This is a genomic window from Clostridium zeae (genome assembly GCF_017312485.1).
In the GTDB taxonomy this organism is placed as follows: domain Bacteria; phylum Bacillota; class Clostridia; order Clostridiales; family Clostridiaceae; genus Clostridium_AR; species Clostridium_AR zeae.
The window spans coordinates 380,578-405,462 of the sequence record NZ_BMBA01000003.1 but is presented as its reverse complement, the minus strand read 5'-3'; the positions used below and the strand labels follow the sequence as shown (position 1 = coordinate 405,462).

Below are 24,885 nucleotides of genomic sequence, written 5' to 3'. Positions count from 1 at the left end.
ACCAGTTAAACCAGTAGGGCCAGTGGCTCCAGTAGCACCGGTTACTCCAGTTAAACCGGTAGGTCCAGTTGCACCTGTTGGACCAGTGCAACATATTGGTCCTGTTGGTACACAGTTAGAATATTTTATTACAAGAAGAGGTCTTCTATTTGGTATTTGATATTTTGATGATCTAAAGCCTATTAGGGAGTGATGGTTGTTTTCTAATCCAAGTAATGTTATTCCGAAGTTAGGAATTATTCTATTGTACCAATTTGACACGAGTCCGGTTATATCTATAGAGATAAAATTGTTTATATCTAGGTCTGTTATTGTAGATTGATAAGGTGTACTCTCTATATTAGGAGCATTATTCCAAGTGGTCTCACATTGAGAAAAATTATTTAAATTTGAGTAAATCTGTACAATTTGCGGTGATAATTGAGCATCTAATTTTTGTTTCTTAAATACGAAAAGATTTAATCTAGCTTCTAGTATTGTTTTTCCAGATGGAACACTTTGATTGATATCGAATTCTAATAAACTTCTAAAGTACTTGCAATTGAAAGTATTGCTTTCGGTTAAACCTATATACAAGTCTTGACTGCAACAATAGTTAGTATCTGAACAATAGCTATCTACAAAAGTGTCCTGAGTAGGATTAATCTTTATTATGGGCACATAATCCTCTCCTTTATATTAAATTAATTACATAAATAATTTGTAACCTTAAATATAATATGTAACTTAATTAATATGTGTACTTAAATCAAGATTGACAGTAAAAATAGATGAGTTTAATTAGGAAATACTTAAGAAAATTTTAAGGTTTCCGTAAGCTAATATTAATCTTTTTAATATATCATAGAGTTATATCCAATTAATAACTTAGAGTGGGGGATAGCTATGAATAAGTACAGTGGTCAAAGTGGTAATATAGGTAAAACCTCTATTATGTTTGATATAATAGTGATAATTATTTGTGTAATAGGTATGATAATTGCAATCTTTCAATAATAAAGTGATTTTCTTAATGGATAAGTGATTTATTTAAGTTAGTATAAAAAAGTTTATTTACAGATACATATATTGGTGAATTACCATAATAAAGTATTATAAGAGGTTAATACTTTATTATGGTAATTTGTTTTTTATCATACAAAGAAATTATATTTAGGGCATATCTGTGAATAAGTATGTGTAATAGCCTTAAAAGATAATATAAATTAAAGAATAGAAAAGAAGAATGTATTGATTTCAAGAGTTTCTTTACTATGTTCTGAAAATGCAGGGTCATAAAAAAATACTAAAGTTTAAAATAAATAATAATTATTATTAATTAATATTGACGTTCAGTAGATGCTATGATAAATTTATACATAATAAATTAGAAAATTGAAGTTTCAAAATACTAATTATCTAAACATTGAACATTTATAAATATTGAAGTTAATTATGGAAATAATAGATTTGTTAATTGATAAAGGTAAGTTTTTTCCCATAGTGTAAAAAGGATGTGTATATTTATGAGAGAAGTATATATGAATAAGGCTATTGATATTGCTAATAGGGGAAGTGGTTTTGTAAATCCAGATCCTCTAGTTGGAGCAATATTAGTTAAGAAAGAAAAAATAATAGGACAAGGGTGGCATAAGTCTTTTGGTGGTGAAAAAGCAGAAATAATGGCAATAAAAAGTTCTTATGAAGATACTAGAGACAGTGAACTTTTTATAAATATTGAACCTGAAATTGATGAAGAAAGTAATGAATATATTTCTTTTATTTTAAATAGTGGGATAAAGAAAATATATATAGGAATACCTAATCCTAGAGCTGGTAGAAGTGGAAAAGCTGAAGAAGTATTTAAGCCATTAGGTATAGATATAGAGTATGGTATTTTAAAGGATGAATGCGAGGAATTGAATGAAATATATGCTCATTATATAAATACAGGAACACCTTTTGTATTTACAAAGTGGGCTATGACTTTAGATGGTAAACTAGCAAGTAGAACTGGTGACTCAAAATGGATAAGTAGCGAGAAAAGTTTAGAATTTGTGCATCATTTAAGGCAGAGAGTGGCTGCTATAATGGTGGGAGAAAATACTGTAAGGCTAGATAATCCTTTGCTAACTACTAGGTTAGAAGGGGTTGTTATATCAAATCCGCTAAGAGTTATAGTGTCAAAGTATGGGGATATTCCTTTGGATTCTAATATATTAAAAGTTGATGCTAATACAAGGACACTGATAATAGCATCAGAAAATATTACTATAGAAAAAGAAGAGCAATTGAAGAACTGTGGTGTCGATATAATAAAACTAAGAGAGAAACAAGGTAAGATGCAATTTGAGGATATAGTGAAGGCATTAGGTGAAAGGAATATAGATTCCTTATATATAGAAGGAGGAAGCTCCTTATTAGCATCTGCCTTTGAGAGTAGAGTGGTAAATAAAGTTTATGCCGCAATAGCACCGAAGATAATCGGTGGTAAAGACGCTGTTACTCCAGTTGGTGGAGTAGGAATAGAAAAGATGAATGATGCTATAAGACTCAGTAGAGTGACTCACCAAATTATAGGTGATGATGTGATATTTAAAGGCTATATAGATTGAACAAAAGATTCCATAAAAGCAATATAAATATTAAAAGGATATAAAAGAATTAGTTATAGAACATTTTTCACAAGTTCTATAATTAAATAATATAGAGGAGGAAAATATGTTTACAAAGATTAATGAAGCAATAGAAGAGATAAAGAATGGAAAGTCAATAATATTGGTTGATGATGAGAATGAAGAAAATAGTGGAGTTCTATTAACCATATCAGACAATATTACTAAAGAAAATATTAATTTTATGACTAAGCATGGTTCAGGAATTATTTATGTAGCTCTTAAAGAAGATCGATTTGAAGAGTTGAATCTACCTAAGTTAGTGGATGGAAGTGGTATTAAAGGTAGAGATGAATATTCTATTTCATTGGATCATGAGAGTACTTCTAGTGGAGTAACTGCAGAGGATAAGGCAACAACTATAAAAATGTTAATAAAACAAGGAGAGACTAGAAGAAACTTTAGGATACCAGGAAGTATATTTCCTCGTAAAGCAATTAATGGTGGAGTATTAAAAAGAGCTGATAATCTAGAAGCTGCTGTTGATATAGCAATGTTATCAGATAGTTATCCTTCAGCAGTTATAACACAGATATTAAATGAAGATGGTACTTTATCAAATTTAAATGATATTAAAGAATTAGCTGAAAAATATCAATTAAGCATTGTATCAATTGAAGAGTTGATTGCATATAGAAGAGAACGTGAATGTTATGTTACTAAGGAAGCAGAGGCTAATCTCCCAACAGATTATGGCGATTTCAGAATGGTTGGATTCGTTAACAGATTGAATGGAGAACATCATGTTGCTTTAGTAAAGGGTGAAATAAATGAAGAGGATAAGGTTTTAGTGAGAGTACATTCAGAATGTCTTACTGGAGATGCCTTCCATTCATTGAAATGTGATTGTGGAGAACAGTTGGCAGCAGCTTTAAACACAATAGAAAAAGAAGGAAAGGGAGTTCTTCTATATCTTAGACAAGAGGGAAGAGGAATAGGTCTAATAAATAAAATAAAGGCTTATAAACTTCAAGAAGAGGGATTGGATACTGAGGAAGCGAATATAGCTTTAGGTTTCCCAGCAGATATGAGAGATTATGGAATAGGAGCTCAAATACTGAGTGAATTGAAAGTAAAAAAGATAAGGCTTATGACTAATAATCCTAAAAAGTTAGTCGGATTAAAGGGACATGGAATAGAAGTAGTAGAGAGAGTTCCGTTAATAATGGATACAAATCTCCATAATGCAAGATATTTTAAAACAAAAAAAGAAAAAATGGGACATTTATACTAAAATACTTTCAAATTATTATGGTAAACTTTACGGATTTGTTATACAATTTGTATAATATAAAAATTAAACATAAATGTTTGAGCTTCAAGGGCGAAGCCTCACTAGTAGTGAGGTTTTGCCCTTTTATTGTATAGAAAATTATACATATAAATTTTGCTTAAAATTATGTTTTATTTTTGAAGCATATGAAGGGGGCTATAATATGATTGTACTTATAGTAGTATTAGTAGGTTTAATATTGCTTAACCTAGGATTAATGTACAAATATATTAATCAATCAAGAAGCATTGAGCAAGTGAGAGGGGCTTTAACCAATATTAAGGAAGGCTGTATACCTGAGAAAATACAATTAGGTAATAGGGGATTAGCTAAGAAGAATTTAGTTGAAGTTACTAATGGTATAATAGACAGACTTTCAAAATTTAATTATGAGGTAGAAGTAACTTCTGCTCAAATATCAGCGGTATCAGGTGAACTGTCTGATTCGGTTGTAGATAACAATGAATTTATGCAAAATCTATATCAAGAAGCAGAAAAAATAGGGTGCATAAATGATGATAGTGCTGAGAAAGTAAAAGAAACAGTTGAAGATATAAATGAAATATTAAATATGGTAAAAAAGATCATCGAAGCATCAAATGATTTGCTAGATATAAACAATAATTCTACAACTAGCATACAAGAAAACTTATCTGTGGTTGAAGAGTTAGTTAAGATTGTTGAAGAAGTAAATGAATCATCTTCAAGAACTAAAAGTATTGTTAATGAACTTAATAATACTTCGGAAGAGATAAATTACATATTAAACACTGTAAGTGGATTTGCAAAGCAAACCAATTTACTTGCTTTAAATGCAACTATAGAATCAGCAAAAGCAGGGGAATTTGGCAGGAGCTTTGGAGTAGTTGCAACTGAGATAGAAAAACTATCTAAGAATAGTAATGAAGCTGTTAGCTCAATATATAAACTGATTAATTCTATAAAGAAATCAATTGAGGATGTTACAAAGATAGTAAGTAAAGATGTAGAATTAATAAGCGCAGGGTTTTCTTATTCTCAACATATTGGATATGGTCTTTCTCAGATAAATGATTCTTTAAATTCTGTTGATAAGCAGATAGATATTATATTAAAGCTTACAAACAGGCAATATGATTTTACAAGAGATATTAAAACTAAGAGTATATATTTAGAAAATAGTTCAAAAGAAGTGAAGGATGGCTTTAAGTTATTATATAAAGGGATAAATGAACAAGTAGGAAGAACTATGTCATTGGAGGAGCTTAGTAAAGGACTTATACAATACGTAAGCTCAATCGAGCACAATACTATACGTGACTCAAAAGACGATGATACAAAAGAATTAATATATGAGATATGTAAAAAAGCTTTAAAATTAGTAAATGTAGAGCTACTTAGCAAAACAAGTTTTTCTAATTTAGATAAAGGAGAACATAAAGCAATGTTAGATAACATTCTTTTTGCAAATACATTTATTGAAGCAATATGGACAAATGATTCAAAAGGGAAATTTATTTATTCTAATCCAACAAATGGAATAGTAAACGCACGTAGCAGAAAGTGGTTTTTAGCAAGTATTGAAGGAAAAGAATACATATCAGATAAGTATATCTCTTCAATAACTAAGAATCCTTGTGTAACTGTGTCAGTTCCAATAAAAGATAATAAAGACAAAATAACAGGTGTTCTAGGATTGGACATTAAAATAGTGTAATGAATAAACTTCCTCAGGAAGTGTAATATATTAATTGATTTTTTAAATGCATATGTATCTAGAGAGGCAGATGCGTAAAAAAAGCTCGCTGAAGAAGAGCACTTCAGCGAGCTTTTTAATAATTTTATGGAATTTATTGACTGGAATGTCTATGAAATAAAAAGGAATAATAATAAAGATGCACCAATAGTATTCTAATTATTAAATAGATTGACATAAGGTTTTCTAGAAAAATCTAATTTGTACCTATCAATTAATTATTGATAGTCATGATTATTTAAAAAGTATAAGTTATGTTTTTACATAGTAATCCTTCAAAGAGGAAAACATGAGAAGAATTAGGATTAATCTAAGTGATTCACTATTTATTTGGCTTTCTATTATTTTAATATCTTTAATATGCATTTGCACATTATTTAAGGAACCTGTAATAGGAGTTGCAGACAATGGAGACTTTTATAGAATTATAAGTCAAAGTGGGCTTTATCATCTTTCAAATAACGATAATGATATTTTTTTTGGATATTTTAACAGGTATTACGGCATTTATAAATACTATAACGAAAATGGTATGATGCTTTTATCAACTCAAGCAATACTAATAAGAATTGCTTTGTTTTTAAATGAAATACTAAAGGATGGATATATTTTCGATATAAAATACTTAGCTATACTTTATGTTATTACTATGGATTTTGCAGCTTATTTTATTATTAAATCTTTAATAATAGATATAGAGTTAAAGCGATATAAACTTTTAGTTGTTTTATTATTTGTTTTAATATTTTGCGATACCAGTTATATTGCTTATTTTAATTCATTTTATGGAGAAGCGGTAAATCTAAGCTTCTTTTTATTAAGTATAGGTTTGTTGCTTTACATATATACTTTTAATAAGCTTAATACTAAATATCTAATATTATTTTCTATTATATCTTTAATTTTTATAGGATCTAAACAACAACTTGCACCAATAGGAATATTATATTGTTTGGTTCTTTTAAGATTACTTATGATAACAAATGATAAAAACATCAGGCAAACTATAAAGGTTTTAACAGGTACATTTTTAGTATCCTCTGCTATATTTTATTTTTCCATAGTAGGGCCTTTTGATTATATAAATAGATACCATTCCATGACTAGAGGCGTACTTTTAAATGAAGTTGATCCAGAAAAAATTCTAAATGAATTTGGTATTAATAGTCAGTATTCTATATTGGCGGGAAACATTTTTTATAAATCAATGCCTGTGATAGATCCGAATGATAATAAATTAATGAATGAGTTTTACTCTAAATATTCTTTTGGGTCTATATTAAAATATTATGCAAAGAATCCAAGAGCATTTGGCAAAATTATGAGTATAGCCTCCGAAAATGCATATAGTATAAAACCAGATGAATTGGGGAATTACGAAAAATCTGCAGGGAAAAGCTTTGGAGAAAGAAGTAGTTTTTTTTCATTATATAGTTATCTTAAGAGTAAGTATTTACCTCATAATATTGGATTTACAATATTTCTAATAATAATTTATTTTATTTTTGCTATTAATGATTACATGTCGTACAGGACTAAAAAAGATACGAAGGCACAACTAATAGAGGAAGTATTTGTATTTGTTTTTTTAGTAGGAGTATCTCAAATATTTGTATCTGCACTGGGTGCAGGAGATGCTGATATTTCAAAGCATCTGTTTATGTTTAATGTAAGCTTTGATTTGATGGTGTATTTTTCAGCTATACGGTTATTAAGGCATCAGAAACAATAATTAATTGATACTAGCCTATTTAAGCTAAAGTAGATGATTATTAAAATAGAAGGAGGGCAAAAGATCTATGAGTTCGGAACAAGATAGGAAAAAAATAGATATATATCTAACTCTTTCGATAGCTTACTTTTTCGTAATTAATAGCTCATTTATATATTTTAAATTTTATGAGAATGTTGAGAATTATATCCTGTTTACTATTGTGATGATAGTAGCCATGATTAGTTATTATACTAATATAACATTAGCACTAATTACTACCTTAATAATTGATTTTATCTACTCTAGTTATAAGTTATACATAACCTTCGTAAATGGAATTAATATTCAGAGTGATGTTTATTATTGGATTATTGCCATTCCTGTAACAGCAGTTATTTTTTCAAATTTATCAAGATATATAGTTGCTTTACAGGAAGAATCAAAAACTTTAGAGAAAGAAAATCAATCCTTAGTAATGATTGATGCATCTACAGGGGCAAGAAATGCTGCAGCGTTTTTCAATGAGGTTCCCATATATATGAGTATGAGCAAAAGATACAATATCCCATTAACATTAATGCTAGTTAAATTTAGATATAAAGATAAGCTTAAAGCTATAGTTTCAGAGGAAGAATTCAATAAATTATTAGTTGAGGTATCAAATATACTCAAACAGTCACTAAGATTAGAAGATAGAAAGTATATTTTAAAAGATAGGTTCATTTTTGCATTTTTACTTATATCAGAAGGGGAAGGCTCGGAAATAGTAAAGCGAAGATTTAGAGAAAATCTAGAAAACATAAATATCAGCGATAAGGATTTATTTAATAAGTTAAGGATAGAGGTGGAAATTGGGTATTATGCATACAATGCTGAGATTTCAGATGCTTTTGATTTCTTAGAAAAAGCAGAGATGGAGCTGGAATATGATGTGTAAGATTAAACGTATTGCCGTCATAAGCTTGCTTATAATAATATTTTTTAATAATAATTGTAGCGCTGCTGAAAAGAAAGTTCTAATTCTGTACGATTCTTATAAAACCTTTGCCAGTGATTATAGCAATTTAAATAATATAATAAAGCTGATAATGTCATCTAACACAGTAGAGATACAAGTTAATAAGCTGAATTCAAGTATAAATAATATTAATGAATATGATAATTTAATTGTTCTTAATAATGAAAGCAATGATCACAGTAGAAATACATGTGAAAAGTTAAGTTCGTATAAGGGTAATATTTTATGGTTTACTGATAACTATAATGAAGTAAATGAAGCTGTTAAAAATATTCATATGACAGCAGCAAAAATAGCTGTTTTCAAATCAAGCATAGATGACTATAGGATCAGAAACTTAATTGTTGGTGAAATGAGAGACGACAGTAAGCCCAAAAATCAAAAGTACTTAATTTTGAATAGAGTATATCCATTTATAGATCTTAATGAATTTATAGAGAAAGTAGATTTTTTATACGATAAAGGGATACCGTTTATTTGTGAGGCTATGCCTGTTTATGAAAATATAGATTTTGTTTCCATGAAAAGATTTGGAGAGGTGCTAAGATATGCTCAAAGTAAAGGGGGAAGAGTAATATTAAAATCTCCTATATTTTATATGGGAGAGCCTAGTGGTGAAGAAGTAATGGTAAGAACTCAATTGGCATTTATAAATTATTTAAAATATCAAGTATATCCAGTGGCATTTAGTATACCAGATAGGTGGATATATAAGGAAGAATATCATCCAATAATAAATATTTCTGACACTATAATATTAGAGAAAGAGCAAAATCTGAATACACTTGATTTTGAAAATTTACATATTGATGCTTATAAGAAAGTTATGGAGAAGTTCGATATAGGCGATCTAGAAGCTGCAAAAAAACAGATGAATCCTATAGGATTGGCTATAAGTTCAGATTATAGCTTATCAGAGTTTAAAGAAAAAATAAGTAGTATTACTAACAAAGGGATAAGGTTTGACGATATATGTGAAGTAGAAACAAGAGTTAAATTAAAAGAAAATGAGATAACTAATAAGGGAAATAATATCTATTTAAATAACACCTTGCAATATCAAGGAAAGTTTATATCTAAAACTGAACTAGAGGAAATTTACTCACAAGATAAAACCAATGAAATAAAAGATGCAACTTCACTTCTAGATATAAGCAAAGTAAATAGGGTAATTCTTATTTTTACAATAGTAGTATGTGTTGTATTTGCTATAATTGCTTACTTTGGAGGAATTATTGATAGAAGAAAATATTTTAAATAATGGAGTGATAATTGATGACTGTATTTGATTATGCTCTTATATATTCACTTTCTATAATTTGGATAGTTATATTTATAAACATTGTGCTAGTAATTGGTGGCTACAGATACTATTTAAGAACTTTGAAGCTGCAGATGAAGAGAGAACTAGATTATTATCCTTATATATCTATTATGGTTCCAGCGCATAATGAAAGTAAGGTTATAGAGAAAACTGTAAATGCTTTGATGAATTTTGAGTATCCTGTAGACAGATACGAAATAATAATAATAAATGATAATTCTAGTGATAACTCAGCAGAACTACTAAAATCAATACAAATAAAAAATTCTAGAAGTAAATTAATAGTTATAAATACTGATAAGACAAATGGTGGAAAAGGGAAATCTAATGCACTTAATATTGGATTTCAAAGAAGTATGGGAGAATACATAGTTATATATGATGCTGATAATACTCCGGAGAAAACAGCATTAAGATATTTAGTGGAGACAATAGAGCAATCAGAAGAGTTTGGAGCGGTAATAGGTAAATTTAGATGTAGAAATAAAAACAGAAATTTGCTAACTAGGTTTATAAATATTGAAACTATAACCTTTCAATGGATGGCACAGGCTGGTAGATGGCAGTTTTTTAATTTATGCACTATTCCTGGAACTAATTTTATAATAAGAAGAAAGATAATAGAAGACATGGGTGGTTGGGATACTAAAGCAGTGACAGAAGATACAGAGATAAGTTTTAGACTTTACAGAATGGGATATAAAATAAAGTTTATACCTCTCTCTGTGACTTGGGAACAGGAACCTCAAACATTAAGAGTATGGATAAAACAGAGAACAAGGTGGGCAAAAGGAAACACATATGTAGTAATTAAAAATCTAAAATATTTATTTAGTAAAAATGCAGGTGCAACTAGATTTGATATATTTTATTATGTAATGATATATTTCTTTTTTTTATCATCGGTTATATTATCCGATGGATTATTTATCTTAGGCTTTACAGGAGCAGTAACCTTGCATATTAGCGGCTATAGTATTGTTTTATGGATAATGGCTTATTCAGCCTTTGTTCTATCCATATTAGTAGCTGTATCAACAGAAAAGGGTGAATTAAATATAAAGAATTTTTTTGTAATATTACTTATGTATTTTACTTACTGTAAGTTGTGGAGTGTAGTAGCTGCTCTTGGTTTTTATAATTATCTAAAAGATACTGTGCTAAAAAGAGAAGCTAAGTGGTATAAGACAGAGAGATTTTAACAGGATGAAAGCTAGGCATACAAAGCTTAAAACAGAATAAGTGTTATAGTTTTTTGAAAGTTAAAATATGACTAGAAGATTATAAACTCTATATCAATGGAGGGACGTAAATGAACTTAGGATGGTTTTATAAAAAGTTAAGTTTTTTAATGGCTTTGATTTTTATATTAATCTCTGCTCAAAATCCAATTAATAAAATACCTGTTGTATATGCAGCTGAAAATCAGTTGGTGGACTATACCAATATTGCTAATGAGCCCAATAGTGATAATTTTAAAAGACTTGATATAGGAAATGATATTGTTCTTAAAGGAACCTTTGCAAGTCATACCATGTATTTTGATACAAATAAATGGTGGGATATTCAAAGTATAGATATAAATTTATTTTTAAGTATAAATCAGATTGTAGATCAAGGGAAAAACGCATCAATTACGTGCTTACTAAACGGTGTACCTTTTTATTCAAGTAAAATAAGTTATAAACCAGAAGTGGAAGATCAGAATTTTAAAATAAATATACCTAAAAGGTTAATAAAGGTAGGGGAAAATGAGTTTGTTATTCAAGCTTATTGTAGAGTTTCAGATAAGCCTTGTGATGATGATGTAAATAATGCAAATTGGATGACTTTATCAAGTAAGTCCAACATATTGATTAACTTTAAAGAAAAGGGTATAAGTAATAGCATTGACCAATTTCCATATCCGTTTTTTAGGATTAATGAAAATAAAGTCTCTAATTGCATGATATTAGTTCCAGACAAATATACAGATAAGGATATGACAGCAGCATTAATGTTGTCAACATATTTTGGTGGTCTAAGCACAAGTGAAGATTATAGGATCGATATAAATAGATATTCTGAAAATGTTGATAAAACAGATAAAGATATAATATATATCGGAAGTCATAATAACATACCAAATGAAATTAAGAATAGTTATGATCAAATACAGGATTTTGATTATAAAGATGCTGCATTAATAAAAAAGACTAAATCGCCTTTCTCAAAAAATGATCTTCGAAAAAGCTTAATAATTATTTCTGATGATGATAATTTGAAATTGAAGGCTGTAACAGCTCTCATGAATAATAGCTTAATTAGTCAAATTTACTCAGACACTTTTAAAATAGACACTAATACTAAAGTTGAATTCAGTAATGAAAGTGTCAAAAGCAATATTACTTTTAGTGATCTTGGTATAGGGAATATACTTATGAAAGGCCCTTTTAGAAGAAGCAGTACTATATCCTATTCACTGCCTAAGAATAGAGCATTAAGTAATGGATCAAAAATTTCTCTCTTTATGAAGTATTCAGAGAATCTTGATTTTTCTAAATCGCTGCTTACTGTTTTTGTTAATGGAACTCCTATAGGAAGTAGGAAACTTGATAAAACAAAGGCAAATGGAGATACTGTTGAATTAAATATACCAAGTAACATAAGTAAAACGAATTACATAGAAATAAATATAGTTTTTGATTTAGAATTGGAAGATTACTACTGTGAACAGAGACAGCAGGAAATGCCTTGGGCAGTAGTCAATGATATATCCACTTTATACTTGCCTACAAAAGAAGTATCGAGTTATAAATTTGAAACATATCCAAGTCCATATTTAGTTAATAACAAATTTAATAATACAGCTTTGATAGTGCCTGATAATCTATCTTCAAATGAAATAAGATCCTTGTCATATATGTTTTCATACATAGGGAACGGAACAAGTTTAAGTGATGGTGCTTTTAATGTAGTTAGGGCAAGTAAATTTGATGATCAATATAAAAATATGAACTTAATATTATATGGTACTGCTCAAGATAATCCAATAATTAAACAGATAAATGAAAATTTATGGTTTAAATATAACGCTGATTATACTAAGTTTTTATCAAATGAAAAGTTGTTTTTAGAAAATGAATATGCTAGTAATATAGCAACCTTTCAATTCGATATATCACCATATAATAAGCAATGTTCACTTTTAGTACTAACATCATCAAACAAGAATATACTAACTGAATCCCTACTATATTTATCTTCTGCTAAGCTATCACAAAAGCTAATAGGAGATAGTGCTATTATTGATAAGTTTGGAAATTTAAGAACCTTTAAGTTTAAGAGAGATATTAGCGAACCTGCATACGAAAAAATAAGAAATTTAGATATTGAATCAAAAAACTTTATAATCTTCTTTAGTTTGTTTTTGATATTTATAATTACAGCTATAAGTCTATATTTTATTAAAAATAAAAAAAGGAAATAAAGTATAATTATGCTTATATGAACTGGATAAAATGGAATTTATTGTTGAATAAAAAACTTGCTTAATATTTCTATGTATGTTATACTGTATTCGTTGTGATAAATTTTTGTCGCAAACACAAAGATTTAATTAATATGATTGAACATTACCTTTTTAGGCGTATAGTAATCTATTTTTAAATCTTAATATATGAATAAAAAGGAGAAATGTTCAAATGGCAGATAAGACTTTAGTTTGCAAAGATTGTTCAAAAGAATTTGTTTTCACAGAAGGAGAACAAGCATTCTACAAAGAAAAAGGATTCGAAAACGAACCACAAAGATGCCCAGATTGTAGAAGAGCAAGAAAGCAACAAAACAACAACAGAGGATTCAGAAGATAATAATTGACTGAATATAGGCTATCTAGAAGATTTAGTTCTTTTAGGTAGCTTTTTTACTGTCTAGGAGTTTATAACTCATTGAAATCTGTTGATAATTATGCGAACTAATATAAGTTGAAAAATAAAAAAGTAGAATATGCCGCCTGCCAGTTTTTCCTGCTAGAATCTATATGGGAGTATTGTTGATTATAATATGGAAATTTACATTAAACTTGATAATATCATATAGTTCTATAAAAAATACATTGTATATAATTTAGATAGCATTGTGAAAAAGGTTATATACTTAAATTATTAAAATTTAAAAAATAAGATATATTTACTTTAGGTATGTGCTAAAAAGTAGTAAAGTTATATGTGGAATGTACTAAGAATATAATTATAAATTTATGGTGGGGAGTTTTTAATGAATTATTTTAAGTCGCAAAAGTTAAAATTATTAGTTATGCTTTCTATTACATTATTAGTTTTTGGATTTTTAATTGTAGATAGTATAAACGTAAATAAAGGTGGTAACAAATTTCCGCAAGCGAATTCAGGAGTAATTGACTTTACACATTGGAACTTCAAGAGTAATGGAATGATAAACTTAAATGGCCAATGGGAATTCTATAAAGATAAGTTAATTAGCCCAGAAGAGTTTGAAATAGCACTTATTAATAGTAATAAGCAATATTCAACAGTGCCTGGTATATTTGCGACACAAGGCTACGGAACATATAGGCTGAAAGTATTAGTTAATAATCCAAATGACATATATTCTATTAAGATAGATTATATCCAAAGTGCGTACAAGCTTTGGGTTAATGACAGTTTAGTGATGAGTAACGGAGTAGTGGGAAGTAGTAAAGAAGCAATGACTCCGCAGCTTCTCCCTAAAATGGGAACATTTATTCCAAATAGTAAAGAATTTTACATAACATTGCAGGTAAGCAATTATTATAGTGAACTTGGTTTTATAGACAATATAGTTATGGGAGATAATCAGGTTGTAAGTAGCTACAGAGATAAAAAGCTAGCTTTTGACTTGTTTATTTTAGGAAGCACTTTTATTGCGGCATTGTACAATATAGGGGTCTATGTTAAGAGAAGAAAAGATAAGGCTCCATTATATTTTGCTATAGTATGCTTATTAATTGCAATAAGAACTATGTTTATTGGAGAAAGATTTTTTATTATGCTCTTTCCTGGATTTAGTTATCAAGTTGCTGTGAAAATAATGGTACTTACTTTTTATGTATATATACCCTTTATTGTTTTGTTTATAAATAAGTGCTATGGAGAAATACTGCTAAAAGACTTAGTCAAAATCTCTACGGTTACTGCATTTTTATATACCCTTATTGCAGTTATAAGCCCTATAAAATACTATCTGCAGTATATAATCCCCTTCGAGGGATTTGCACTAAGTATGCTTTTGTATATGATGTATAAGATATCAAAAACTCATATTTCCAGTGGGCAGCCTGACTATATTGCCTTAGTTGGACTGTTTGCATTATTCATATCAAGAGTTAATGATATACTGTATGAATATAGTATTATAATATCAACATCCTTAGCTCCTCTTGGAAGTCTAGTATTTATTGTAGCTAATTATTATGTGCTAGCAGGTAGACAGTCGAATGCCTACAACAGTTTAGAGATAGCTAGAGAAAAACTTGAATCTATAAATAAGCTAAAAGATGACTTTTTTGCTATAACATCTCATGAACTTAAGACACCAATTAGTGGAATAGTAGGGTTATCTGAAAGCTTGATTAATAAGAATATACTAAATGCTGAAGATCAGAGCAGTATTAACTTAATTAACTTGAGTGTCAAGAGGCTATCAAACTTAGTGGAAGACATGACATTGTTTTCTAGACTAAAGAATAATAATATTAAACTTCACAAAAAGCCAATAAAGATAAATAGATTGGTAGATAATGTAGTAAGGTTTTTAGATACATCAGTTGGGAAAAAAGAAATAAAGATAATTAATTTGATAGATAAAGATGTTCCGTACATAGTTGCAGATGAAAATAGGATTCAGCAAATATTATATAATTTGATTTCTAATAGCATTAAATTTACACATACAGGTAATATAGTTATTTCGTACATATGTAATGAAGGTTATTTAGAAGTTTCGGTGGAGGATCAGGGGATTGGTATTCCTGAGGATAAGCTGCAAGATATATTTAAAATTTACGAGCAAGTTGAAGGGGTTTCATCCAATTATGGAGGAACAGGGATTGGGTTATATATAACAAAACAACTTGTAGAATTACATAAAGGTAGTATAGTTGCATCTTCAGATTTTGGTAAGGGAAGTAAATTTACCTTTTCAATTCCATTAGCAACTGGGGATATAATTCCTAGTGGGATAGATCAATTAAACAACGAAGTTGCTTATGATGAATTAGAAACTAATAGAAATCACTATAATTATGAATACATAGAAGAAAAAGCTTCTAATACTTCGTATATAAATAATATAAGACATTCTTATAAGATCTTAGTAGTTGATGATGAGTATATTAATCAAAAGGTATTAGAAAATTATTTAAGTGAAATTTCCGAAGATATTTTGATTGCTTCAAATGGAAAAGAAGCATTAGATATATTGGAATTAAATGAAGATATAGATTTGGTTATTCTAGATATGATGATGCCAGATCTTTTAGGATATGAAGTTTCGGAAAACATAAGGAAGAAAAAGAATATATTTGAGTTACCAATACTTATTATGACTGCTGATAGGAGAATAGAAAGTTTAATTTCATCATTTGAGTGTGGTGCTAATGATTACTTAAATAAGCCTTTTGATAAGACTGAATTGTTAGCTAGAGTAACTACTTTGTTAACGCTGAAGAGTAAGGTTAAAGAAGCTCTTAACTTATCAAATCAAATTATAGAGGCTAATAAGGAAGTTAAATCTTTAAGTGAACAAAATGTGGAAAACAATAAAAAAGTAGAAGCCCTTATGGAATATGATAAGCTAAAGACTGAATTTTTTACAAATATATCTCATGAATTAAAGACTCCGCTAAATGTGATTTCTAGTACTATACAATTGTTAGAGTCCTTGGATAGAAATAAGCAATTAGGAGACGAAAAAATTAAGTACTATTTTAAGATTATGAATCAAAATTCCTTGAGACTCCTAAGGCTTATAAACAACCTTATAGATACTACAAAAATTGATGGCGGATACATAGGCTTAAATCTTAAGAATGATAATATAGTTTATGTTGTTGAAGAGATATGCCAATCAGTAACAGAGTATGGTAATGCAAAAAAAATTGAAATTATCTTCGATACAGACATTGAAGAAAAGATAATGGCATTTGATGAGGAAAAAATCGAAAGAATTATATTAAATATTCTTTCAAATGCGATTAAGTTCACAAAAGAAGATGGAAGTATATTTATTAATATATATGATAAAGATGATAATATAGAGATTTCTATTAAGGATACAGGAATAGGAATTCCAAAGGAGCTTACAGAGTATATATTTGAGCGTTTTGCACAAATCGATAAGTCCATAACAAGACAAAATGAAGGTAGTGGTATAGGGCTAGCTCTAGTAAAATCTTTGGTAGAGATGCATGAAGGCACCATAAGCGTAGCCAGTGAAGTAGGGGTAGGCAGTGAGTTTATTATAAATCTTCCAGTACGAATTCTTCAAGGGGAAGATATAAACTCTATAGCATATAAGCAAATTAGAGAAGAATCTAAGTTGAAGTATGATAAGAGCTTATCTATTGAGTTCTCTGATATATATCTATGATAGAAGTTAATTAAGTAAATAATGAGATTAGTTTAGAGATTATGTATATATAGTCATAGAGTGGGAAAATTTATAAGAAAGTATTTAACAAACAAAGAGGTTAATGATAGATGGATAATTTAAGTTTTGAAGAATTAAATTTAAGTGGACAAATTTTGGAGGCAGTACATAAACTAGGGTACAGAAATCCATCAAAGGTACAACAGCAAGTTATACCTAAAGCTATGGAAAATAAGGATATAATAGTGAAATCACAAACAGGAAGCGGTAAAACAGCTTCGTTTGCTATACCGTTATGTGAAAGTGTAGACATAGAAGAAAGAGATCCCCAGGCTTTAGTACTAACGCCTACTAGGGAACTCTGTGTTCAGGTAAAAGAAGAGATAGCCAATATAGGTAGACTTAAAAGAGTAAGAGCTGCAGCTGTGTTTGGAAAACAACCTTTTAGTGATCAAGCTAGGGAGTTGAAACAGAGGACACACATAGTGGTTGGTACACCAGGAAGAACATTAGATCATATAGATAGAGGAAGCATAACCTTAGATAAGATCAAGTATCTTGTTATTGATGAAGCTGATGAAATGCTTAATATGGGCTTTATAGATCAAGTTGAAGATGTAATCAAGAAACTTCCTAAAAATAGAGTTACAATGCTTTTTTCTGCAACTATTTCAGAAGAAATCGATAAGTTATGTGGAAAATATATGAATGATCCAATGAAAATTGAAGTAAATCCAGAGAGGATAACCACAGAAAGAATTAAGCATATTTGCTACAAGGTAGGATATGAATACAAATTTAACCTATTGAAAGATATATTAATAGTAGAAAATATCGATAGCTCTATAATATTTTGTAGCACAAAGGAAAATGTAGATGAGGTAAGCAGCAAGCTAAGCGCTCAAGGTTTTCCTTGTGATAAACTTCACGGTGGTATGATGCAAAAGGATAGATTAGATGTAATGAATGCATTTAAAAGAGGCAAATTTAGAATTTTAGTAGCTACAGATGTTGCTGCTAGAGGTATAGATGTTCAGGACGTTAGTCATATAATAAACTATGATATTCCTATGGAAAAAGAAAGCTATGTACATAGAACTGGTAGAACGGCAAGAGCTGGTAAGCAAGGAAAGGCAATAACTTTTGTAAACAATTATGACAATAGATTTTTATTGCAAATTGAAGAGTATCTAGGATTTAATCTTGAAAGAGAGGAAATTCCAAGCAAAGATTTAGTTAATGATTTGAAAAAAGATTTCTTAGATAAACTAAATACAAAGCCTGTACTGAAAAAAGATAAGAGTAGTGAACTTAATAAGCAGGTATATAAGATTTATATAAATGCAGGAAAAAAGAAAAAGATAAGACCAGGAGATATTGTTGGTGCAATTCTTAGCGTAGAGGGATTAACAAGCGACGACATAGGTATTATTGATATTCAAGATGGATTTTCCTATATTGATATACTTAATGGAAAAGGAAGTAAAGTTCTAGATGGACTAAATACTAACATTACTATTAAAGGGAAGTCAGTTAAAGCTCAAAGAGCTAAGAAGTAAAATAAGAGTTAATTAAATAATGAATTATTGAAGATACAATTATAAAGACCTCGCATAGATGATGATGTAAAATCCTTCACATGCGAGGTCTTTAATTGGTTATATGAAATAAGCTAAGAGCATCTTTAGTAGATTAATCTTTAGTTATAAGATTGTATTTCTGACACTTTAAGGCTATAGTCCTATGAGTAAGTCCTAAGGCTTTTCCTGCTTTGTTATAGCTCTTATATTTATCCATTGCAGCCTTTATTATCTGTTTTTCATACTCTTCAAAAGGTAATAAATCATCTCCATCGAGATTTATAGGTGATTTGTTGCTGGCGGAAGACTTCTTTAGGAAAGAAGGGAGATCTATCTCTCTAATATATTCATCATTACATAAATTCATAGCTCTCTCAATTATGTTTTCTAATTCTCTTATGTTTCCTGGCCAGGAGTAATCCTGTAATAAAAGTATGCATTCTTTACTTATGCCTTTTATATTTATATTTAATTTTTCATTTATCTTGGTTATGAAGTGTTCTACTAAAAGTCCTATATCTTCTTTTCTATCTCTTAGAGGTGGAAGATTAATAGGAAGCACATTTAGTCTATAATATAAATCTTCTCTAAAGTCATTGAGGGATATCATTTCTTCAAGGTTTCTATTTGTAGCAGCTATAACCCTCACATCTATTTTTTGAGGAGATAAACCGCCAAGACTTTCGATTTCTCTCTCTTGAAGAACTCTTAAAAGTTTAACCTGCATTGTAATTGGCATATCACCTATTTCATCAAGGAAGATAGTTCCTTGGTCTGCTATAGCAAATTTACCAGGTTTGCTTTTTACAGCACCGGTGAAAGCTCCTTTTTCATAACCAAATAGTTCGCTTTCTAATAAATTTTCAGGTATTGCAGCGCAGTTAACTCTTATAAAAGGTTTGTTTTTTCTATCACTATTACTGTGTATAGCCTTAGCTATTAACTCTTTTCCGGTTCCGCTTTCTCCTCTAATAAGAACAGTTGAAGTACTTTTAGAAGCCATTTCGCATATGTGCAATATATCTTTAAGGGTACCAGAGGAGCCTATTATATCCTTAAAGGATGATTCTAAAGAAGTATGTTTTTTTAGTTCTTCCTTATAATAGTTTAATTCCTCTTCAGAACGTTTTAATTTTCCCATAAGCTCTTTGATTTCATTTATGGGTTTTGAAGTGGAGATTATTCCTTTAAAGTCTCCATCAATGAATATAGGATCCAATGTAGTTATTATTTCTATATTTTCTTTGTTATGAATCATATTTTCTATTTTTTTTCTTTCGGTGAAAGCTTTTACTCTATAGCCATTAGGAGAAAGTGTAAAGATATCTTTTCCTATTACATTTTGAGAGGATATTGGAAGATGCTCTCGATATGCAGGGTTGATGTAACTTACCTTGCCATATTCATCAACAAAACAAATCATGTCATGAGAAGCTGATAGTATTTTACTAAACTTTTCATTAAGTTCCTTCATCCCAACAAGATCAGAAACATCTTGAAAAACTCCAACAGCACCAATTACGGTATCATTAGTGAAGATAGGACTACGATTTACCATTGTAGTCTTATTATTTATATGTTGAATTTGTCCGAACTGTTTTATCCTTCTTTCTATAATTTGAGGAAGTTCACTAGTTGGAATGATGTCATTGACGTTTTTTCCTATTACTTGTTCATATTTCATTTCTATTATACTTAAAGCATAGTCATTAATGCTTATAATGTTGTAGTTCATATCTATAACTATAATTCCAATTGGTACGTTTTCTAAAATCTGATCATTAGCAATCTTACTTTCTTCTATAAAAACATCTATTGGATTCATTAAAGTAGAACCTTGATTTATATGAGTTTCTATATAGTCTAAAAGTTCTTGGACTGCCACTATGCCCGTAGGGGTCTCTTCCTTGCAGCCTATAAGAACTGTTTCGTTCGAATGTACTCTTAGAGATAAGAGTGCTAGCATGCTTATTCCTAGCCAATCAGTATATTCACTTTTTTTTATATATAAATTGATATTAAGCCTTGATTTTATCTGTGAGGCTTTATTTACTATCATAGCTGCGAATCTTGTATGTAATCCATTTGGGTCTTTTATAAAAATTTCTTTTGAATACATAGGGCACCTCCATAGGAACTTGATAAAATTTATCAAGGTATTTAGATGTTGATAAAAAATATCAACTCATATTATATCATATATTTTAAGGGTTTGTAATAGAATATATTAGTAAGTAAGAAGGTAGGTTGATAAAAAATATCAAGAGCTAAGTAATTAACTTTAAGAGAATAATAAGATTAGTTATTTGTAACAATAAATATTGTGCAAATTTTGTCATTATAATCATAAGAATTACAAATATTTTTACAGTAAATGGTTTAAAATGCAAAAAATCATCACAAATATAGAGTGAATTAGAAGTTGGCATGGTAATTGCTAATAAAATTAAAGGCTAGAAACATAAAATTTAAGTATTTATGATTTAAGGTCTATTACTTAGACATATGGAATAATTTTTTATTCGTTTATTTATAAGGAGGAGTAACATAATGAGAAAAGGTATTGCAGCTTCAAAAGGTTATGCAATAGGTAAGGTTTTTATACAAGAGCATGAAGAGATAGTAATAAGTGACGTAAAGATAAATGATATACAAGCAGAAAAAGAATTACTTCAAAGAGCATTGGTTTCTTCAAAGGAACAATTAGAAAAGATAAAAGCAAAAGCTGTTGAATCAATGGGAGAAGAAAAAGCTGAGGTTTTTGAAGCTCACATTACATTATTAGATGACCCAGAATTTACTGGAGCTATGGAACTTGAAATAGAAACTAATAGTGTTAATGCTATGAAGGCTGTTGATGGAGTAACTAATACTTTTGTTATGATCTTCGAATCAATGGAAGATGCTTATATGAGAGAAAGAGCTGCTGACATTAAGGACGTTTCTAAGAGAATAATAGCTAATATAGCTGGTAAAGTTGATAGCTTTGAGATAACTGAAGCAAATACTATAGTTGTTGCTCACGATTTAACTCCATCAGATACAGCTCAGCTTGATAGAAGCAAGGTTGTTGCATTCTTAACTAACATAGGTGGAAGAACATCTCACTCTGCTATAATGGCAAGAACACTTGAAATACCTGCTGTTGTTGGATTAAAGGATATAACTACATCAGTAAAGAATGGTGATACTGTAATTGTTGATGGTATCGAAGGTGTTGTTATAGTAAATCCAGATGAAGCTACAGTTCAAGAATATGTAGCAAAGAGAGAGAAGTTTGTAGCTGAACAAGAAGAATTAAAGAAGCTTATAAGCGTTAAGACTGTTACTAAGTCAGGTAAGAGAATAGAAGTTTGCGGAAACATAGGTAAGCCAGAAGATGTACACCAAGTTTTAGCTAACGGTGGAGACGGAGTTGGTCTTTTCAGAACAGAATTCTTATACATGGATAGAGATAGTGCTCCAACAGAAGAAGAACAATTTGAAAGCTACAAGTATGTTCTTGAAAAGATGGAAGGAAAGCAAGTTGTTATAAGAACTCTTGATATCGGAGGAGATAAGACACTTCCATATCTTCCATTACCAGAAGAAATGAACCCATTCTTAGGATATAGAGCAATAAGACTTTGCTTAGATAAAAAAGAGCTATTTAAAGTTCAATTAAGAGCATTACTTAGAGCATCAATATACGGAAATCTTTGTGTAATGTTCCCAATGATTTCAGGTTTAGAAGAATTCGTTCAAGCTAAAGAAGTTGTTGATGAATGTAAGGCTGAATTAAAGGCAGAAGGTAAAGAATACTCAGAAACAACTCAATGGGGTATCATGGTTGAAATCCCAGCAGCTGCAGTTTATGCTGATGAGTTAGCTAAGCATGTTGATTTCTTCTCAATAGGAACAAATGACTTAATTCAATATACTTTAGCTGCAGACAGAATGAGTGAAAAGGTATCTTACCTATACAACCCAATGCACCCAGCTGTACTTAGACTTATAAAGATGACAATAGATGGTGCTCATAAGCATGGTAAGTGGGTTGGAATGTGTGGAGAAATGGCTGGAGATGAAGCAGCAATTGCAACACTTGTAGAATATGGATTAGATGAGTTCTCAATGAGTGCTAGTTCAATATTAAATGCTAAGAAAATAATAATAGAACAAGAATAATTCTTAAATTAAGTTAATATAGGGTATTATCAGCTCACAACACAGTATAACTAACCCTAATAGTTATAACTAAATAAAGTTTCATTTTTAAACCCTATAAAGATGAAAATAATATATACTTTTGAAGTATATATTAAAGGCTGATAGTACTCATAAGAAAATACAACTTATCCCTAAATACAAATACTTAGAACAAGGCTTTTGCATTTGCAAAAGCCTTGTTCTTTTTTACTGTATAGGGAGGTGTAAAATTTTTATTTCGTCTAAATCTAGAAAACTATTTATAGCATTTTATAAAGAACATGTTAATAAATTTGATAATTCTATGAATAATTTTCTTTCTATGAAAATCAATTTACATTTAAATAATTGGATAGTACGATATAAGAGATTTGTACGGACAGTAGTGATACATTTAAATTAATGTAGGGGTATGAGGGGATGGCGTTATACTATGGCAAAAAATGAAGTGGTTAAGTTTAAGGAAGTTCAAGTATTAGTAAATATATGGAGTTGCATATATAACTTATTCATATTAGTATATTTGAAATCTAAGGGATTAGATAATGTAGAGGTTGGTATAATAAATGCCATTAATATAATTGCAGGCACTGGAGGACAACTTTTTTTAGGGTATCTTTGTGATTTAAAAGGTACAATAAAAAGGTTTATGCTTCCTATGCTTGGTATTTTATTGATTCTTTCTCTTTTTATAAGTTTTTTTAATGGAGTCATTTTGATAATAGTTATAGCGGTTCTTGCGTTTGTGCAGGCTCCAGTTGTGATGTTGATGACAACTTGGGCTATTAATAGCTCTAAGGAAACAAGGAAAGAGTTTGGTGGAATAAGAGCTTATGCAGCTTTAGGTTACGCATTTGCATCTTTAATAACGGGAAAATTATTTGAGATTATTGGTCTTTCTAACATGTTTTTCTTTTATGCTTTTTTTATGCTTGTAACGTTAGTAAGTACAAGAGGGATTAATGATATAAAAATAGAGAAAACTAAGAAAAGGTCAAATCCTATTCTATTATTTAAAAATACAGAGTTTATGTTGATTATGATTATTTCAGCTGTATATGCATTAGTGTTAAATGTTATGGGATTTAGTGCTCTACTTATGATTGATTTAGGTGGAACTACCACACATGTAGGAATTTCAGCATTTATTGCAGCTTTTGTAGAAGCACCAGTTTATTTTGGAGCACAAAAATTGATGAGAAATAGAAAAAAGAGCTCTTTACTGATATTTGCGATGCTTGCATATATCATTAGATTTATTTTTATGTACTTTGCAACATCATATATTCAACTAATACTGTTATCTTTTACTCAAATAATAACATACGGAATTTTCGAGATTGTAAGTAAATACATGACTAGTGAAGCAGTTCCCATGGAACAGCAAAATACAGCTTACAGCATAATAGGTGGAGTTAGTTCAATATTAGCTGGTATATATTCATCTATTGCAGGGATAATGATAGATAAATTTACTCTTAGAGTGATACCTTTAAGCGGAGTGATTTTTTCGGTTTCAGTTCTTAGCTTGATATTTATATATGCAAGATTGTATGATAGAGATAAAAAACTAGAACACAAGTGCAGAGTATAATGTTTCAGATTTCATATTATAGTTTAATTATTTAGAGAATATGTTTATACTTTTTAATAAACATATCCTCTATTTTTTATTGTATGTAAAATTATAAAATAAATTTGGAGAAAATGAACTAATGTATTGTATTATCCGTATATAGGGTGAAATATACAAATTGGTATATTGTGGTG

At 29.3% G+C, this 24,885-nt stretch carries 15 protein-coding genes; 13 read left to right on the top strand and 2 right to left on the bottom strand.

Translation table 11 applies throughout. From position 1 onward, the window contains the following. On the bottom strand, nucleotides 1-660 hold a 660-nt coding region (locus J3477_RS26140), incomplete at its 3' end, for a DNRLRE domain-containing protein (RefSeq protein WP_228731299.1). An 845-nt stretch (nucleotides 661-1,505) separates the two neighbouring features. Here J3477_RS26140 and ribD point away from each other — a divergent pair. The 11 genes from ribD to J3477_RS16500 all read left to right on the top strand — a co-directional run bounded on the left by ribD (nucleotide 1,506) and on the right by J3477_RS16500 (nucleotide 18,906). Then, on the top strand, nucleotides 1,506-2,594 hold the full coding sequence (gene ribD / locus J3477_RS16550; RefSeq protein WP_206871064.1) for a bifunctional diaminohydroxyphosphoribosylaminopyrimidine deaminase/5-amino-6-(5-phosphoribosylamino)uracil reductase RibD: 1,089 nt from the start codon (nucleotides 1,506-1,508) through the stop codon (nucleotides 2,592-2,594). A gap of 106 nt (nucleotides 2,595-2,700) precedes the next feature. After that, nucleotides 2,701-3,888 (top strand): GTP cyclohydrolase II, encoded by a 1,188-nt coding sequence (gene ribA, locus J3477_RS16545; protein WP_206871063.1) that lies wholly within the window; start codon nucleotides 2,701-2,703, stop codon nucleotides 3,886-3,888. Nucleotides 3,889-4,090: 202 nt separating this feature from the next. Continuing rightward, nucleotides 4,091-5,623, top strand: coding sequence for a methyl-accepting chemotaxis protein (locus J3477_RS16540; protein ID WP_206871062.1), 1,533 nt, complete (start codon nucleotides 4,091-4,093; stop codon nucleotides 5,621-5,623). A gap of 328 nt (nucleotides 5,624-5,951) precedes the next feature. After that, complete coding sequence (locus tag J3477_RS16535) at nucleotides 5,952-7,394, top strand: YfdI family membrane protein (RefSeq protein WP_206871061.1); 1,443 nt, start codon at nucleotides 5,952-5,954, stop codon at nucleotides 7,392-7,394. A gap of 67 nt (nucleotides 7,395-7,461) precedes the next feature. Next, a complete protein-coding gene (locus J3477_RS16530; RefSeq protein ID WP_206871060.1) occupies nucleotides 7,462-8,313 on the top strand; it encodes a GGDEF domain-containing protein in 852 nt (283 codons plus the stop codon). Beyond that, nucleotides 8,303-9,655 carry a hypothetical protein gene (locus J3477_RS16525; RefSeq protein ID WP_206871059.1) on the top strand — a complete coding sequence of 451 codons (1,353 nt, stop codon included), beginning with the start codon at nucleotides 8,303-8,305 and terminating at the stop codon, nucleotides 9,653-9,655. The genes J3477_RS16530 and J3477_RS16525 overlap by 11 nt, the downstream gene beginning before the upstream one ends. 14 nt (nucleotides 9,656-9,669) lie before the next feature. Further along, nucleotides 9,670-10,920, top strand: a complete 1,251-nt coding sequence (locus tag J3477_RS16520; RefSeq protein ID WP_206871058.1) for a glycosyltransferase family 2 protein — start codon at nucleotides 9,670-9,672, stop codon at nucleotides 10,918-10,920. A gap of 110 nt (nucleotides 10,921-11,030) precedes the next feature. After that, nucleotides 11,031-13,187, top strand: coding sequence for a cellulose biosynthesis cyclic di-GMP-binding regulatory protein BcsB (locus J3477_RS16515; protein WP_206871057.1), 2,157 nt, complete (start codon nucleotides 11,031-11,033; stop codon nucleotides 13,185-13,187). Nucleotides 13,188-13,401: 214 nt separating this feature from the next. Beyond that, nucleotides 13,402-13,569, top strand: a complete 168-nt coding sequence (locus tag J3477_RS16510) for a zinc-ribbon domain-containing protein (protein ID WP_183279162.1) — start codon at nucleotides 13,402-13,404, stop codon at nucleotides 13,567-13,569. 406 nt (nucleotides 13,570-13,975) lie between these two features. Next, the gene (locus J3477_RS16505; RefSeq protein WP_206871056.1) at nucleotides 13,976-17,347 is read left to right on the top strand and encodes an ATP-binding protein; all 3,372 of its coding nucleotides are present in this window, start codon (nucleotides 13,976-13,978) and stop codon (nucleotides 17,345-17,347) included. 110 nt (nucleotides 17,348-17,457) lie between these two features. Further along, a complete protein-coding gene (locus J3477_RS16500) occupies nucleotides 17,458-18,906 on the top strand; it encodes a DEAD/DEAH box helicase (RefSeq protein WP_206871055.1) in 1,449 nt (482 codons plus the stop codon). A 133-nt stretch (nucleotides 18,907-19,039) separates the two neighbouring features. On the opposite strand, the gene J3477_RS16495 is transcribed toward J3477_RS16500, so the two are convergent. Beyond that, nucleotides 19,040-21,046 carry a sigma 54-interacting transcriptional regulator gene (locus J3477_RS16495; RefSeq protein ID WP_206871054.1) on the bottom strand — a complete coding sequence of 669 codons (2,007 nt, stop codon included), beginning with the start codon at nucleotides 21,044-21,046 and terminating at the stop codon, nucleotides 19,040-19,042. Between the two features lie 431 nt (nucleotides 21,047-21,477). On the opposite strand from J3477_RS16495, the gene ptsP reads away from it, so the two are divergent. Next, entirely contained in the window at nucleotides 21,478-23,094 is a 1,617-nt protein-coding gene (gene ptsP, locus J3477_RS16490; protein ID WP_206871053.1) for a phosphoenolpyruvate--protein phosphotransferase, read from the top strand. Nucleotides 23,095-23,548: 454 nt separating this feature from the next. Further along, complete coding sequence (locus J3477_RS16485; RefSeq protein ID WP_206871052.1) at nucleotides 23,549-24,709, top strand: MFS transporter; 1,161 nt, start codon at nucleotides 23,549-23,551, stop codon at nucleotides 24,707-24,709. The last annotated feature ends 176 nt before the right edge of the window (nucleotides 24,710-24,885 follow it).

What these genes read in the sequence shown, in the direction of transcription:
- J3477_RS16495 (WP_206871054.1), bottom strand. Translation starts at nt 21,046, where the DNA reads ATGTATTCAAAAGAAATTTTTATAAAAGACCCAAATGGATTACATACA.
- ribA (WP_206871063.1), top strand. Translation starts at nt 2,701, where the DNA reads ATGTTTACAAAGATTAATGAAGCAATAGAAGAGATAAAGAATGGAAAG.
- J3477_RS16515 (WP_206871057.1), top strand. Translation starts at nt 11,031, where the DNA reads ATGAACTTAGGATGGTTTTATAAAAAGTTAAGTTTTTTAATGGCTTTG.
- ptsP (WP_206871053.1), top strand. Translation starts at nt 21,478, where the DNA reads ATGAGAAAAGGTATTGCAGCTTCAAAAGGTTATGCAATAGGTAAGGTT.
- J3477_RS16530 (WP_206871060.1), top strand. Translation starts at nt 7,462, where the DNA reads ATGAGTTCGGAACAAGATAGGAAAAAAATAGATATATATCTAACTCTT.
- J3477_RS16485 (WP_206871052.1), top strand. Translation starts at nt 23,549, where the DNA reads ATGGCAAAAAATGAAGTGGTTAAGTTTAAGGAAGTTCAAGTATTAGTA.
- J3477_RS16510 (WP_183279162.1), top strand. Translation starts at nt 13,402, where the DNA reads ATGGCAGATAAGACTTTAGTTTGCAAAGATTGTTCAAAAGAATTTGTT.
- J3477_RS16505 (WP_206871056.1), top strand. Translation starts at nt 13,976, where the DNA reads ATGAATTATTTTAAGTCGCAAAAGTTAAAATTATTAGTTATGCTTTCT.
- J3477_RS16500 (WP_206871055.1), top strand. Translation starts at nt 17,458, where the DNA reads ATGGATAATTTAAGTTTTGAAGAATTAAATTTAAGTGGACAAATTTTG.
- J3477_RS16535 (WP_206871061.1), top strand. Translation starts at nt 5,952, where the DNA reads ATGAGAAGAATTAGGATTAATCTAAGTGATTCACTATTTATTTGGCTT.
- J3477_RS16525 (WP_206871059.1), top strand. Translation starts at nt 8,303, where the DNA reads ATGATGTGTAAGATTAAACGTATTGCCGTCATAAGCTTGCTTATAATA.
- J3477_RS16540 (WP_206871062.1), top strand. Translation starts at nt 4,091, where the DNA reads ATGATTGTACTTATAGTAGTATTAGTAGGTTTAATATTGCTTAACCTA.
- J3477_RS16520 (WP_206871058.1), top strand. Translation starts at nt 9,670, where the DNA reads ATGACTGTATTTGATTATGCTCTTATATATTCACTTTCTATAATTTGG.
- ribD (WP_206871064.1), top strand. Translation starts at nt 1,506, where the DNA reads ATGAGAGAAGTATATATGAATAAGGCTATTGATATTGCTAATAGGGGA.